The sequence below is a fragment of the Pedobacter sp. genome, assembly GCF_037719805.1.
Classification (GTDB): domain Bacteria; phylum Bacteroidota; class Bacteroidia; order Sphingobacteriales; family Sphingobacteriaceae; genus Pedobacter.
On the sequence record NZ_JBBJLZ010000001.1, the window covers coordinates 457,181 to 472,028 of the forward strand.

At 35.7% G+C, this 14,848-nt stretch carries 19 protein-coding genes; 4 read left to right on the top strand and 15 right to left on the bottom strand.

What is annotated here, in order from left to right:
• Window positions 1–151: 151 nt before the first annotated feature.
• The 4 genes from WKF66_RS02110 to WKF66_RS02125 all read right to left on the bottom strand — a co-directional run bounded on the left by WKF66_RS02110 (window position 152) and on the right by WKF66_RS02125 (window position 2,677).
• On the bottom strand, window positions 152–349 hold the full coding sequence (locus tag WKF66_RS02110) for a hypothetical protein (RefSeq protein ID WP_489672749.1): 198 nt from the start codon (window positions 347–349) through the stop codon (window positions 152–154).
• Window positions 350–965: 616 nt separating this feature from the next.
• A complete protein-coding gene (locus tag WKF66_RS02115) occupies window positions 966–1,280 on the bottom strand; it encodes a hypothetical protein (protein ID WP_489672750.1) in 315 nt (104 codons plus the stop codon).
• Between the two features lie 347 nt (window positions 1,281–1,627).
• Complete coding sequence (locus WKF66_RS02120) at window positions 1,628–2,122, bottom strand: BLUF domain-containing protein (protein ID WP_489672751.1); 495 nt, start codon at window positions 2,120–2,122, stop codon at window positions 1,628–1,630.
• A gap of 228 nt (window positions 2,123–2,350) precedes the next feature.
• Entirely contained in the window at window positions 2,351–2,677 is a 327-nt protein-coding gene (locus WKF66_RS02125; protein WP_489672752.1) for a helix-turn-helix domain-containing protein, read from the bottom strand.
• Between the two features lie 170 nt (window positions 2,678–2,847).
• Between WKF66_RS02125 and WKF66_RS02130 the strand changes: the two genes are divergently transcribed.
• From WKF66_RS02130 to WKF66_RS02140, 3 genes are all read left to right on the top strand, one after another.
• Window positions 2,848–3,231 carry a response regulator gene (locus tag WKF66_RS02130; protein WP_489672753.1) on the top strand — a complete coding sequence of 128 codons (384 nt, stop codon included), beginning with the start codon at window positions 2,848–2,850 and terminating at the stop codon, window positions 3,229–3,231.
• A gap of 175 nt (window positions 3,232–3,406) precedes the next feature.
• Window positions 3,407–4,213, top strand: a complete 807-nt coding sequence (locus WKF66_RS02135; RefSeq protein ID WP_489672754.1) for a PAS domain S-box protein — start codon at window positions 3,407–3,409, stop codon at window positions 4,211–4,213.
• A gap of 30 nt (window positions 4,214–4,243) precedes the next feature.
• Window positions 4,244–4,567, top strand: coding sequence for a sensor histidine kinase (locus WKF66_RS02140; RefSeq protein ID WP_489672755.1), 324 nt, complete (start codon window positions 4,244–4,246; stop codon window positions 4,565–4,567).
• A gap of 95 nt (window positions 4,568–4,662) precedes the next feature.
• On the opposite strand, the gene WKF66_RS02145 is transcribed toward WKF66_RS02140, so the two are convergent.
• The 8 genes from WKF66_RS02145 to WKF66_RS02180 form a co-directional block, all read right to left on the bottom strand.
• A complete protein-coding gene (locus WKF66_RS02145) occupies window positions 4,663–4,923 on the bottom strand; it encodes a JAB domain-containing protein (RefSeq protein WP_489673328.1) in 261 nt (86 codons plus the stop codon).
• Window positions 4,924–5,184: 261 nt separating this feature from the next.
• Window positions 5,185–5,562, bottom strand: coding sequence for a hypothetical protein (locus tag WKF66_RS02150; protein WP_489672756.1), 378 nt, complete (start codon window positions 5,560–5,562; stop codon window positions 5,185–5,187).
• A gap of 337 nt (window positions 5,563–5,899) precedes the next feature.
• Window positions 5,900–6,361: a JAB domain-containing protein gene (locus WKF66_RS02155; RefSeq protein WP_489672757.1), complete on the bottom strand. Its 462-nt coding sequence runs from the start codon at window positions 6,359–6,361 to the stop codon at window positions 5,900–5,902.
• Window positions 6,362–6,698: 337 nt separating this feature from the next.
• On the bottom strand, window positions 6,699–7,427 hold the full coding sequence (locus WKF66_RS02160) for a hypothetical protein (protein ID WP_489672758.1): 729 nt from the start codon (window positions 7,425–7,427) through the stop codon (window positions 6,699–6,701).
• 41 nt (window positions 7,428–7,468) lie between these two features.
• Complete coding sequence (locus tag WKF66_RS02165; protein WP_489672759.1) at window positions 7,469–7,627, bottom strand: hypothetical protein; 159 nt, start codon at window positions 7,625–7,627, stop codon at window positions 7,469–7,471.
• A gap of 83 nt (window positions 7,628–7,710) precedes the next feature.
• The gene (locus tag WKF66_RS02170; protein ID WP_489672760.1) at window positions 7,711–8,406 is read right to left on the bottom strand and encodes a HEPN domain-containing protein; all 696 of its coding nucleotides are present in this window, start codon (window positions 8,404–8,406) and stop codon (window positions 7,711–7,713) included.
• A gap of 1 nt (window position 8,407) precedes the next feature.
• Window positions 8,408–9,502: a GmrSD restriction endonuclease domain-containing protein gene (locus WKF66_RS02175; RefSeq protein WP_489672761.1), complete on the bottom strand. Its 1,095-nt coding sequence runs from the start codon at window positions 9,500–9,502 to the stop codon at window positions 8,408–8,410.
• Window positions 9,503–9,621: 119 nt separating this feature from the next.
• Window positions 9,622–10,320 carry a hypothetical protein gene (locus WKF66_RS02180; RefSeq protein ID WP_489672762.1) on the bottom strand — a complete coding sequence of 233 codons (699 nt, stop codon included), beginning with the start codon at window positions 10,318–10,320 and terminating at the stop codon, window positions 9,622–9,624.
• 231 nt (window positions 10,321–10,551) lie between these two features.
• Between WKF66_RS02180 and WKF66_RS02185 the strand changes: the two genes are divergently transcribed.
• Window positions 10,552–11,067 carry a hypothetical protein gene (locus tag WKF66_RS02185; protein WP_489672763.1) on the top strand — a complete coding sequence of 172 codons (516 nt, stop codon included), beginning with the start codon at window positions 10,552–10,554 and terminating at the stop codon, window positions 11,065–11,067.
• Window positions 11,068–11,106: 39 nt separating this feature from the next.
• Here WKF66_RS02185 and WKF66_RS02190 read toward each other — a convergent pair whose 3' ends face one another.
• The 3 genes from WKF66_RS02190 to WKF66_RS02200 form a co-directional block, all read right to left on the bottom strand.
• Window positions 11,107–11,628 (bottom strand): hypothetical protein, encoded by a 522-nt coding sequence (locus WKF66_RS02190; RefSeq protein ID WP_489672764.1) that lies wholly within the window; start codon window positions 11,626–11,628, stop codon window positions 11,107–11,109.
• Window positions 11,629–12,352: 724 nt separating this feature from the next.
• On the bottom strand, window positions 12,353–12,769 hold the full coding sequence (locus WKF66_RS02195; protein ID WP_489672765.1) for a hypothetical protein: 417 nt from the start codon (window positions 12,767–12,769) through the stop codon (window positions 12,353–12,355).
• An 11-nt stretch (window positions 12,770–12,780) separates the two neighbouring features.
• Window positions 12,781–14,481, bottom strand: a complete 1,701-nt coding sequence (locus tag WKF66_RS02200; protein ID WP_489672766.1) for a hypothetical protein — start codon at window positions 14,479–14,481, stop codon at window positions 12,781–12,783.
• Between the last annotated feature and the right edge of the window lie 367 nt (window positions 14,482–14,848).

Consider the following 14,848-nt stretch of genomic DNA (forward strand, 5'->3'; position numbering starts at 1 on the left):
TCAGTCTAATGTGAGGCTTTACGACAATTGGTTAATGTCTAGTTAAAGCAACTGAAAACCATGAGGAATAAAACAGTAATTTAATCACATCCACACGTATATAGCACCGAATCGGTTTGGCAATTGAGCTTCATGACCTCGAACGATACCTTTAATCATTCAGTGCTTGTAATCCTTTGTCTGTCAAAGTAGCAAAATGTTCATTATCTATTTCGTTAATTTCAATAAGTCCTTCCCTTGCTAAACGCGTAAAACCAGCTTGACTTCTCATTATAGTTTTGTCTAGCTTGATTTTTTTATTTTGGGATACATAAGTTAGAACCCTTTTTAGAAGTGGCATGTTATTCATAATTTGACTTACCCAGTAAGTATTAATCTTAAGATACAGGTATATAACGCAAATGCAGGCAACGTAATTATAATCTTACATAACATCCATAATGGACCTTTACAGATTCAACTATCATAACCACATTTACTTGATATTAATTTAAATTTTCTAAATTAAATACAACTGGATAGAATATAATGATGTTTAATGTATATTAGATTTTACCTAAATATTAAACATATGAAAGATCTTTACTCAATAGAACAATACTCATTGCAAGAATTGCAAGCAGACTGTATATCCTCTGCGATACAGCTTAATGATGCCTTGAAAGATGTCGTGGAAGATAATTTTAGCTCAGTTTATGTTATAAAATATTATGCTAACTGTGTAAAAGCTAACAACGAATGCATTCAAAGGATCATTCAATACCATAGTTGAAACTTTAGTGATAGTAAAAGAAGATGTTACAAATCAACATTCTTACTTAGCGATGAACCAGTATAAGGAACGGTAATGATCATAGATGTCAGCTCCCGTTAAATAAACGCTCTCGAAGTAACTATGCTGCCTTAAATGAAAGAACCAGAATTTGATGCTTATGAATAATCCATCTGAATTAACCCGTTGTTTCCTATTTATCTTTAATTAATTCAGAGTATCGTTCTAGGAATTTGATGTATTTATCCTTCCAATATGCATCATCTCCTGATGGTGAAGATTCTTCGTTTTTCAACTGGACAACAATTGCTGTTCGCTTACCTGATGAAAAGTCATGTTTGATAATATCCGATATTCTGTGCATTATTGACTCATCAATAACTTCCATCGTAAACCAACTATAGATTGTTCTGCGATTAACACCTAATCCAATGGCAAGGTCAGTTATATTTAGTCCAGTTCTCCTTACTGCTCTTTCGAGCAATTGTCCCATATGAATTTCACCCATACAACTAATACGTATTGTACCACAAGATAGTACGTATTTCTCGCAATAAAAGCTTTAAAATGCTCTTTTATTTAGTTTAGGGTTCTCGTATTCAATTTGTTACGACAATTTGTTGATATTATGTATCAATCCAGCAGCTGGTAGGTGACACGTTCACATTCTAGTGATTCTTTTTGATCATAAAAAGATCAGCAAGCATTACAGCCCCTGAAGGAGTTATAAGTTACATCTCCTCCAGGAAGCCGAGCGTTGATTCTTTCTCTGTCTTAAATGCGTCACCCATAATAGTTTTGAATAAAGGAAAACTATTAGTAAATCATAGTATTACCAAAGCTGAAGTATTAAGCTCAAAGGCTATGATGTTTCACATCATCTAGGCCTTGTAGATCCCGCCTTGACTGTTCCTTTTGATCATAAAACGTTTTCATAAAATCGATTAGGACGTTGTTATCAAGATCCCCATCTTCAGACAATACTGATAGATTCATAGAAAAGAAAAGCTCTAACTTTGGATTGCTAATTAGATGTAGACGCTCAAATCCCATATTCCAAGATTCAAATTTCCTTTTGTTTATATAACCTTCCTTGATCACGCAAATATCTTGGTGCCGGGGATCCTGTTCAATAATAGTAAAGACGTCTTCCATATCGCTTTTTTTGCCTTCTATCACCTGAATAAATTGGCATCTCGTTTCGCCATCAAGTACGCCTTCAACATATGCTAGAAACCCGGTTATACCATGAAGACTGTTCCAGGTTCTGGATTCAGATACTAATTCTTGTAACTCTGTATTATTGAAAGCTCTTTCTGCGTTACTTATGTAGAGTATGGTGTAAAGCATATTTGTTTAATTTTAGGTTCGGTTAACGTACCACCAAATCTCTTCATGGTAGGTGATGCCGTGTAGCTAATATAACCTAATGGCGCAATCATATGAAAGAAAAAGTATTCTATATAGTTGTATTATTCGGGTTGGTTATGCTTTCAACTGGTGTCAGCTTATTTAGCTTTGTTTTCGAAAAAGAATGTCATAGTTTACCATTAAGAGCAGCTTGAGTTCGATTTGCAACTAAGTATTGGTTTCTAATAGTTTTGCATAACGTTCTAACAGGTCTAGATACTTATTTTTCCAGTATTCCTCATTTCTTTCCTCTTGTAATGGATGCTCTTTAATATGGCTTTTTGTAATTCTAGGGATCGTTTTATCAAGGGAATAAATATCATAAGATATGGCGCTTGATATCCTTTGCATCGTGATCTCGTCAATTACTTCTTGCTTAAACCAATTATATAAGGTGCGACGAGTAATATTTAATGCAGCAGCAAGTTCACTTATATTGATTCCCTTCTTCCTAATTACTTTTTCAAGAAGTTGACCCATATGAATATCGTTCATCTAATTATGCATGTAGCTGGATCTAACATCAAGGCATATTTGTTATGTGAAATTATGAGAATTATTATGAAATAGCGTGAATTCGATTACTTTTGTGTATTATATTGTCATCTTATCCGTTAAGTCACGGTATAATGGAATTAGTAAGGTAATACTATAATTATTACAGTATGGGGATGAATCTGGGAAACGTTTTATATATCGACGACGAGGCATTCAATCTTAATGCATTTATGGCTACGTTTAGAAGGCAATTTCGTGTATTCACAGCCGAGTCAGCAATTGAAGGTCTAAAGGTTTTAGCAGAGATTAATATTGATGTTATTATTTGTGATCACCAAATGCCGGGTATTAAAGGCATAGACTTCCTGAAATCTATCATTCCTGACTATCCAAAGCCGATAAGGATTTTGCTTACTGGTCAAGCTGATGCAAACCTCGTGCGAGATGCTATTACCAACGGATATATTTATAAATGCATTTATAAGCCATGGGATTCAGACGCACTCTTGAACGATATAAAAGAGGCTATAGTAACAGGAGACCTGCGTTAGCAACTCATTCTATACATTTGGATTCTTATGCGTGTAGCATGCAATAATGAGGTGGAAACAATAAGTCCGTTTGACTGTATTACATTTATTATTAACAGAAGGCTTTAACTTGATCTTTAATAAACGAATTCATTTTCTTAATCAATAGGTTTGGCTTTGGATAGTTTTGGTACGTATGGATGACATTGAATCACTAAATAAGAAGATCGAGGCATTACAAAAGGAAAACGATCATCTATATAAAGAAGTACAAGAGTTACAACTAGATCGAAGTTCTGTTCGTATATCCCATGAGGAACAAGCGGATTATCAGGAAAGTCAAGTTCGGTTTCGCACCATATTCGAGTCCTCTAATCTTGGCAATAAAGTCATTTCTTCTGATTTAAAAATCTTGCAATTAAATGCTGCTATGGTAGAGTTGTTAGGGTATGATAACAAAGAAGACATAATTGGCACCCGTATTTTAGACTATGCTCCTGAAGAATTTCATGAGCACTGGTTGTTACTTCAAAAGAAATTATGGAAGACTAATATGCCTTCTTTCACATTGGAAACGTGTTTAAAAAAGAAAGATGGTTCTATCGTCTGGTGTCAGGTCAATTCAATTTTATTTAAAGATCATGGTAAAACATTAGGATATACCACGGTAGAAGACATCACTCAACAGCATATTTTACTTACACAGAAGGAAGAATTTATAAGTGTTGCCAGCCACGAACTTAAGACACCCGTTACTAGCCTGAAAGCAAGCATTCAGCTGATTCGAAAATTAATGAAACCAGGTATTATAGTTACAGATAAACTAGCTTACCTCACTGATACGGCAACGGCAAGTGTTGTTCGGCTTACTCACCTAATAGATGATCTATTAAGAACCACTAAATTCGAACAAGGTCAACTTTCTCTTAATTCTAGATGGTTTGAAATTGGAGATCTTATTGACTCGTGCTGCGATCATGTTTCATTACAGGGGAAACACTAACTCACTTATAGCGGAAACAAGCGTATCAAAATGTTTGGTGATCAGTTTAAGATTGAGCAAGTAGTTGTCAACTTCGTTAATAATGCGATTAAATATGCCCCTGATTCTGAAGAAATCATGCTTTATGTTGACCAAGACGATGATGCAGTAACGGTTTCCGTTGTTGATAAGGGGCATGGCATTCCAGCAGCAGAACAGCCGCGCATATTTGATCGGTATTACCGAATCGTGGGACAACCTAATAAGCCTGACAGTGGTCTAGGTCTTGGATTGTACATCTGTGCTGAAATCATTCGACGACACGGTGGAAAAATTGGTGTGAATAGTATAATTGGAGAAGGCTCAAGTTTTTAGTTTACCCTGCCATCAGGCCCTGATATTCATTAAATAAAAAGTGATTTCAATGAAGACTTAGCCAGGATGAATAATCCTAGCTAAGCCTTAAGCGTTTATATCAATCCCTCATCACTCATACTATAGTAGCCATTAGCACTGATGAAAAGGTGGTCTAAAATGGGGATATCTAAAAGTTTACCACCTTCAACCAATTTATCGGTAATTCTTATATCTGCTTCACTTGGATTTAATTCTCCACTAGGATGATTATGAGCCAATATAAGCGATGTTGCTTTTAGTTTTAATGCAGTAGTAAACAATAACTTTGGATCAACCACAGTGCCTGCGGTTCCACCTTGTGAGATTGTTGAAATTAAAGTACTTTATTTGCTCTGCGGATTATAGTGATGGCAGTTGATAATTTCTTTTATAAAACATAATCAGGGAAGTTGCTGGTTACTACTGCGAAGTACCAAAACCAACGTTGCGTATCGAGACCCACGTCTCTTTGGTAATTAGATCTGCAGGATCTTGTCAATTCTATAAATCAAATATCACTTGGTTCATTGTAGGCGTTTGTCAAACACGCATTTAACTGTCAGTTGCTTCTATCACTGCTTCATATAAATTCTCATTCAATTGGTTACATCGTAGCTGTTAAGAATAGATTTGTTTATATGATCAAAAAAATGAATTTTACCGTCTTCAATTCTATCTAACCATATTAAATGTCTCAGCCGACCGATATATTCAGACTCATATGTTGTGCAATTTATTTTGACGATTTTAAAAACTGTTCCGCAAAACCTTTTAACGCATATAGGAGCATACAAATACCCGTTTTCAATTAGCACGGGTCCCCCATATCGTCCAGTCATAACTTGACCATTTATCATTAAATTCCCAACTACTGGAGCAGCTTGTGCAAATTCCATCAAATCCGAGAATACTACCTCAACACCTCCATTATTCTTCTTAATATCAAACTCCCATGGGGATTCTAAATTCATCATCTTACGAGCATTACGATGCAATATAAGAAATATGCTTTCTTTTACGATTTGTTATTGCTCACCGCCTGCGAACATCTCGAAAGGGCCAAAGGAGAAGTACACAGGTACGACTTTGGGTATGTTATTACACAAATCGCTTGAAGAATAAAAGCTGTCCCGTCTGAGTGTCTGCATAGTTGAGCTGAACTGAGAAAGACGATACCTTTTATAATCGCTGAATGTTAGAAGAAATAAGGTAGTCTTTCATGAGCGACCCCGCTTACTAAAAGCCTAAAATCGTGATAGAATGCATGCGCGCAGATTGGGCCAGTATGTTGGTTCTAAATATGTACAAGGATTACATTAATCCCTCATCACCCATGCTGTAGTAACCGTTGGGACTGATGATAAGGTGGTCTAGTACTATCACATCCAATACTTTTCCACCTTCAATTAATTTCCTGGTCATAATAATATCCTGTTCACTTGGTTTTAATTCTCCACTAGGATGATTATGAGCCAATATAAGCGAAGATGCTTTTAGCTTTAATGCAGTAGTAAACAATAATTTTGGATCAACCACAGTGCCTGCTGTTCCGCCTTGGGAGATGGTTGATATTGCAAGCACCTTATTTGCTCTGTTTAACAATAAAATTTTAAACTCTTCACAAAGTTCAATTGTGTCCTGATTCCAGTTGCTGAGTAGTAATGAATAGCATTCGGATGATTTACTGATCTTGGGTCTTAGCGTTATATCACACTTAGATTTGTAAACTAGCTGAACTTCTGCAACTGTAAATGATGTTTGTTTCTGTACCATATGGATTAAATTAATTATGGTACAGTGGCAAGCTTTGAATGAATCTAAGCCAAGAAGCAACGGAATAAATGGATTGTGTTGGGGTGGTGTGTTTATGCCGGAATTTCTTGAGGCGTGATGAATGTAAGGTTAGATTTGTGTAGTGATTAGTTAGATCTATCAGCATGAAAAATATGGTGAACAAAAGTTTCAAGGACTTCCTGGGGAAAACATTTGCAATGAGAAACGTGGTAGATCTTGTTTTATGTAGCCCTAATCACTATGATAGCAAAATCTGTACTTGGCATAGATTGAAAGGGTGGGCGAAAATTGAAGTTGATTGGTCGGAGGAGGAAAACTAATAAGTCAACTTCATCAAGTCGGATTTGACTATTGGTATCTTAAATCCGTATTTCAGACAAATATCTTTTACCAAAGGAACTATCCAATCAGGCGCAGTTGGACTAACATAAATGTAATCTATTAAAGATTTTACATTTATATTGATTGAATAATACGGTTCTTTCGGTAGGTTATCTTGTCCATTGAACCAGATTAAAGCTCTTACTTCCTGTTCGTATTCAAAACTCAGCCGCTTATGTGTTACGGGATAAAAAACGTTTCCAGATGGAATCGACTCAATGTTATAGTCCTTATACTTAACTTTTCCTATCTGGATATCAACTTCTGAATCAACCAAACATTCTTTTAATCTCTTGACCGTGCTTCTAATCGCTAAGCCGTACTCATTCAATGCATATAATTTCCACATTGCTGCAGATTCAAGTCTATTAGAATGCCAACATGATACAAAAAAATGCTTTTTATGTCTTGCTCCGGACCTTTCTGCCAACTGCTTGAACTGATATTTTTTTTTGCGATCTGGATCCGATTCTTTTTCAATCATATTTTGGAGAATTAGAGGATTTGAATAAGCACCTTCGTATGGATCTTCGAACGTATCTAACCGGGTAAAGTGTAAACTAGAGGAAGTAATTAAACTTAGAAATTTCGCTAAGTCTAAATACTTCCATAATGTGGATTGATCCGGAGGAGTCTTTACAAGTAAGTGTTTTGCATATGGCATGTTAATCAATAGCTTTCAAAAAATGTTGATGTACAAGATAATTATTTTATCCATAGAACTTCTTTCTGATTACCACATCCAAATATGTTAAAGAAAGCCTCTAGAAATGGCTTGGCTTCAGCTTCTTCATTACTTGTATCTTCCCATTCTTTAGAGAAAGCAACTGCACGGTCTTTGATTTCATTCCAGCTTAAAGCCATAAATCTAAATATATTGTATGTTGATGTAGTGAACCTAATTGTCGAACCTTAGGTTCAGCTCGAAAATGGTATACCAATACACGCTAAGTCCAAAACTCAGTGCCGGAAATTTTTCCTATATGAGAATATACGATCCGATCCTTAAGCTCTATAACTTCTGCAATGTTCTTAAAATGCCGTGTAATGTCTTCAAAGGTAATTGCAGATGCACCTTGATGAGCTATTGATTCTCGAAGGCTAAGGAATGATTCGATTGAAGTTTTAATGTCTTTCTTAGCTTTTTTATTTAGCTCCGTTAGAATGTCATTAATTCCAAGTCTGAAGTAAAGGATCTTTAGATTCTTTGTTGATGGGTATTTGTTTGTTCCAATTATATTTGATGGGTGGACTTGCGAGATGAACGTTTCAGTTCCATCCAGCAATTTGTAATAATTTTTATCAACTGCAATGCTGTTAAGGAGGATCCTTTCATCAGAGCTATTGTAATAGTTCCGATAAAAGACAACTTGATTGTCCAAGAGTGCTTTAGTTCTTATATTAAGAGGAATATCCGATAGCCTCGCTCTTTTATTCTTAAAGCTGTATAATAAATCTTCAATGAGATTCTTGGTGTAATCCTCCATACGTGCAGAGAGCAGAAATATGCAAGATTGATTGATAAGCTGTTTATGGTCATAATTAAGCGGAGAGGATTTGTAAGAAACTTTTTTAGCAAGCCTTAATAACTTGATATGTTCTGCTTGGAATTCTTTTCTCGCCCGACTTTTAGAGTAAGACATATTATAAAATGGAATTAAGAAACTCTGTATATTCTGCAATCCTTCTGTTAACTACATTTTTATCAGTTGTTGCCTTAGTAATGGTATTATAAAAGTCATCGTTTCTTAGCAACAGTTCTAAGCTATTAATTACTTCATGTTTGTTAATTTTAGCGATGTGTTCAAGTGATGGATTAAGTGCATTCATCGACAACATTTGAGCCTCATAAAGAGCTGTATTTGCCTTAGGCCTTTTCCTGTTCTCGTCGAAAGTTTTGAAGGCGTATTCGCCATACAGGTAATGACATTTATTAAGGTTTGAAGCAAAATTATCTGATAGCGTACTTACGGTATCCATCGCTAAAAAACGATTATCCTCGGCATATTTGTTTAAGAAAACGGACATTGGTTTTTCATAAACCTCACTTCTTTCTAACAAGGCAAAGTATCTCAAGACCAGTTCATCGCCCTTCATCCTGTTGTCATTTGTCGTCGATGTAAGTTTTTTAAATATTGATGTTTTCGCAAGTTCTTCAACCTTTGTCATTAGAGTCCCGTTATATATGCCATGTCTCAGTTCTTGAGGATTTAATCTAACGGAACCTGTATTTAATCTTTCAAACACATCAAATTTGATTTGCGGGTGTGTCTCCTTTAGAATTGCAATGCAGCGGATAGTCCTATTGATAATATGCCTTTGAAATCTTGGGTCTAGCTCGCTGAAAGTTAACCCATCCAACTCAGGGTAAGTTGATAATCCTGTTAATGGAAACCCATCATTCAAATACAAGCTGATACTAGTCAGGCGTTGGTTGCCGTCTATTACAGATAGTGTCTCATCATTGTTTTGACTTAAATAGATCACAGGTATAGGGCATTGAATTATTAAGGATTCTATTAATCTTGAAGCTTGAATTCTATTCCAAACATAACCCCGTTGAAAATTTGGGATTACAATATGTTCATTGTTTATGTAGTCATTTATAGTAGAAACAGTAAAGTCATATGTTTCAGTGATTAGTTTCCTTTTCTCGGCAGGAATATTTAATACTTCAACTTCGAATTCGTCATTGTCTGGGAAGATTCTATTTGCAAGAATAGTTGATTTGTTATCCATCGATCTGTATCTAATATGTTTATAGCATTTACACATCTAAAATAGTGTAAAGAGTTTAGTAATCCTCAAGTCGAATAGATTGCCTGACAAACATAGGATTACATTCTTATTTAACTTCTTTAAAAGACGTCTATGTCTCCTAGGTATTTTGTGGACTTTACATTGCTTTCTTCAAAGAATCTAACAATGAACTTAACAGCTGGGATTTCAGTTTTTTCACGTAGTACGTTGTTTTCAATTAAATAGTTAAGAGAATTACGCAGCTTGCTTTGATAGAAATTAAACAGTTTGTAATAAAAGACGTCAGAGTAATTTGAGCCTAATTTGGACAGCTCAATTCGATTCTCTGCCATTTTAAATGACTTTATTAATAGTATCACTTTGTAGCCATGCATACTTTTGAAAAAAGCTTCTTCGCTTATTGAATCGAAATTAAGATTCTTAAATAACGTAAGTAATGCATAATAACCAGTCCTTGTTTCCTTGTTGCCTTCTACATTAGCCTCAAATGAATAATTATCAAGCTCGATTTCAAGTTGGCTCAGTAACAAAAATATCATATCGCCATCCGACTTTAGTCTCTGGTCCTTATTTGATTTTATTTGCTTAATCAAGGCAAAAAATATTAGTACTGAAGATATAGCGGTGAAGAATGGAGTAGTTATACCACTTAATGCTGTCCCTATATTTGCGGTCTCTGTTTGAGTAAGATCCAACTCATTAATAAAAGCTGGACGTAGCACTATACTAACAGCAGTGCTTGTTATGATAAGAAGAACAATAAAGGTTGCAATAATGATTACTAATGGTTGCTTCATGACTAAATTATCCTCTAATATAGCAATTGTAAAGATATCTTTTTGGTAAGTAGTTTAGCGAACCTAACCTCGCGAATTGAGCCGACAAGGTGCGAGAGGGAACACGCAGTGTGGCTCGCATTATGTTGCAAACAGAAGACGTAGTCGCAGTTCGACGCTAACTGTGTACATTGTAAACTTATTTTGTCTATAATCTTTGATAATTCTTATTTTGGAAAAAATTAAAGATAGGTGAACACAACAAATTATCGGTTAAGATCTGATAAAAGGACTTACGCTTGCATTCCACTTCTGATATTAATCGTTTGCATATATATCGGAATTTATCATTCACACCGTTATTTTGGATTTGATAGTGATTTCTGGCTAGGAATCACTGGCTTACTTTGTCTTGTTGCTTTACATACAATCCTGTTTGATGTCGGGAAGGTCAACAAGTACAAATTTTCGTTTTTCGTATTGGTGGTAGGAGTGCCTTTGCTCTCACTCGTAATCCTAATGCACATGACGTACAGAAAGCACCAATTTGCAGGCAATAAAGTTAAAGTTCCCGGTGTAGTCACTGAATTATTTACTAGGAGAGCTAAGCGTAGTCATACAGATTATGCAATCTTCACTTATCAAGTAGATCATAAAGCTTTTAGGCAAATTGTAAAGAATGAAGATAACAAGCTATACGTTGGAGATACGATTATAATTGTGTGCTCTGCTGCTGATCCAGAGGTTTTTAGATTTGTTTCTAAATAGAACAATGCTTTCCTAAATTAGCCACTAAATCTTACAGACCTAGAATATCTTTTTACCGGAAATTAGCTTCTTTGTCAACTTCTTGTTATGAATTTGACTTCGAATTTTGGAACGCAAGATCCAGTGAATAGCTATTACAAAAGCGATCGTTGTAAGGAATGTTACCAAATGCAAGCCCAACCAAAAGTAAAGCACTGCTAACAACGCAAAAAGGCCAACCTCAATGTAGTAATTGTCAGTTTTTTGATTACGCTGATTAATTATCATTAAATTACCTCGTCCCTTACTTATTCGCTCAGCAACTTTTTTAGTCAGGCCTTCAACACTATAGTACTTATCAAGGTCAGATAGGGTAAAACATATTACAAACTCGAGTTCCAATCGGTACATAAAGTCATAATACGCCTTGACTCCTTTAAAGCTGTTTTTTAGGGAATCTTTACGGTGTTCTGGGTATGTCAGGTAATCAAGGAAATGAGATTCAGTGTAATAACCATTTGGGTTTCTTCTCATCTTTGAGAATTGCTCAAGGATCTTATCTTTTATCTCTTCCTCATTCATTATTTAACATTAGCATACCAAGATAATCAATATATCATTTAAACCATACGCTGTGCTCACCGCCTGCGAACGGATCGAAGGTGCCAAAGGAGAAGTACGCAAGTACGACTTTGGCTATGTCCAATCACAAGCAGCTTGAAAGAATGAAAGCTGTGAAGCCTGAGTGACAGCGTAGGTGAGCTGAACTGAGAAAGCTTCTGCATTATAACCTTGAACAACGTGAATGTTATAATACAGGGGGTGCTTTCATGAAGCAACTTTCTTGAGCATGGCATAACGAATGACAGATGAATCTGGCGTGATGTTTTGCGCTCACAACCGTTGCGGAATACCTATTTTCCTAGCACTAGCTTTTTTCAAAACCCACTGAACTTATGATAGAACGAACTGGTTCGCAGTGTTTGTAATAGGAAGTACCAAATTCTCGTTCGACCACAGTATCATGACCAGTCCAACCCATTCACGGCTTAAGCCACCATCTGTGGATAGGGTTGGTATTAGGAATGTTGGCTATTGAATATCGCACTCTATTTATTTGAAACAGTTTTATTTAAAACTTTAGCATCTGTGGTCATATTGATGCCTGAAACAACTGTTTAAATTCATATAAGTCGATTGAATTATAATCTCATATTAGTGAAAGATCCCTAGATCGGCACGAATCATATAGTGTTGTGAACTCGGTATTAAAGGGATGTTACATCTACCGTCTAACAAAACTCAATTAATCTGTAGGAAATGACCGAAGCTTAAAAATCTTTTGCTCAACGAGAACAATTTGATATCCCTTATTCAACTTTTCAACAATATAAAACACATACTTGTCGTTAAATTTTTCTCTAGAATTGAACGCAATTTCTTGCAATTCCCACCATGCCAAATATTTATGTTTTGGCAGGAATTGTAAGGGAGTTGGTTCCTTGTTGTAGATGAAGGCTAGAAAAGCATTATTAGGTGGAATACACTTACAAAGAAATATATATGTATTTGGTACTTCATCATTGATGACAAGAAGTTGGTTACTAGGGCTGACACCTGTGGTATCTGCCAGATAATAAATAGTATCTCTTTTAACTTGGCTAATACCAAATCTAAAGTTGAAAACAATTAAAATAACTACAATTAAAAGAACTCTTGACATCTTTTCTTTTTTTAAGGACAGTTTACAGGTACTTTAGCAGACAAAACAGCATTTATTTGGGAGACAAAGAATGTGGTCATATCTTGATCTGAAAGGTTAAATCGGGCAAGCAAACCATTATAAGTTGAACCTAAAATATTCGCCTGCGCTAAAGTGGGATTATCACCTAGTCCATTCATGCCAACTAGCATCGCTTTTCTAGCATCCTGTAAAGAAAACCTGTCTACTCCGTTAACTTTTCCACCATAAGCCACTAACATGTCGACCATCTTATCAAACTGATTAGTCATCATTGTGTAGTGAGAGTTGAAATTTGTATCATCCCCTAGCACTAATGAATTTTCTAGCCACCATGCTTGCAAAAAGTCAGTGTAACTGGGGGCGAAGAAGTTTGGAACTGTACTCTCCTTGAACGCAAAAAAGTAAGCTCTGTGCGCATGAGCAGTCTCATGAATAAGTGTAGCAGCAACTACAATTTCCGAAGCATTGTTGATCATGTTGGAATTAAGGTAAATAATTGAACCTGCCCCAGTAAACGAGGAAGGATCTCCCATCGTAATGCCGTTTTTATAAAGACCTCCCTGTCCCCAGGACATGGGTTTAGCATCATATTTAACACTCGGTTTAGAGAAATTAAAAAATGGATTACTTAGCTCTTTAAATGCATTAACTGTCAAGAGTTTATTCAAAACGATTTTCACAACACAAGGAAACTTGGCTTGTAGACTATCAATAATAATTTCCGCTGTACATGGGCCAAGTCCGGTCGTCCCTCCTATACATCCACATGGCGAGGTGTAAGCCCCCCCGTCAACTACGCCAGCACAGTCAATAAAAATGTCACGTCCTCCAGGTGGTGCTTCGGGTGTTGGATAAGTACAAACCTGTCGTGCAAACCCTAAGTTTTCCCAATAGACGATAGTTCCATTCTCATCCCTCTCAATATACACATAGTAGTAACTTTCGCAACTCATCTCTCCCGAGTAGACTGGTTCGAAAGCACTGATTTTCTTCCCATTGTTTTTAGAGGCAGAATGATTATTCTTATCTAAAGTTTGTCGGCCTATACTATACTGGGACTCCTTTGTTGAAGATGCTGGTAAAACATTTTTAGTAGCACTCACTTCACCTTTCCTTTCCTTTCCTTTTTTATAGTATTTTCCTTTCAAAATATGATAGTTTAAATCATATGTAGTGAAAATACCGGTGAATTGAGGACTTGTCAATTCAGATGGGTCTGTAATAAGGACATCACCTTTGATATTTATATATTCCTTGGTGCTGTAAACCTCTCTTATATTCCCTTGTACTATTTTTCCATCTTTTTCAATAAAAACAAACTTGCGACTGTAGTCGACACTATCTGAGGAAATAACATACTTAGCGATTGGTACGACAATTACTTTCTTACCTTCTGATGTAATTTCCAATTTAGCTTTTTCCCATTCGGGAGTAGGCTTGGCTCTTGTTATCACTTTCTTACCACTTGCTTCCAGGCTGTTTAACATCTGAGACTTAAACTCTAACTTAGCTCCTTCGTTATTATAGAATTGTTTAGCGTTCTCTAACAAGGATTTACTAGGAATTTCCCATTTGTTGCTTTCGTCTTTTTTACAAGAGAAGAGGAATAACAATGGAAATATCAAACAAGATACCATTGAAAGCTTGAATTCAGTAAGGGATTGGTAACCTACTTTTTTTATAGAAATCATTCGAGAGCTAGATTGTTAATCAAAACTAACATAAATATTTAAAATAGCAACCACTATTATCATTTAAGTGCTTGACGCTTAATATTATTTTATATGTTATCTTAATAACTGGATCTTACATAAATTATATTGGGATAGGGTAGGAATTTATAGCCGACATAAGCCGCTGGTCTAAAAATGAGCAACATTACTGCTGCTCATTACATCATACGTTTAACCGTCTCAAAAGGCAGAAATCTTATATGACCCTTTTCTGGGTTATCAAAACTAAGACGTAGATTCTGTATCGTATTTGTTTTTCAATCGTCAGGGCCTCATTCAACCAGTTATCCTTCAATGCCTTTATATAGCTTGCCTTTTGATTTAA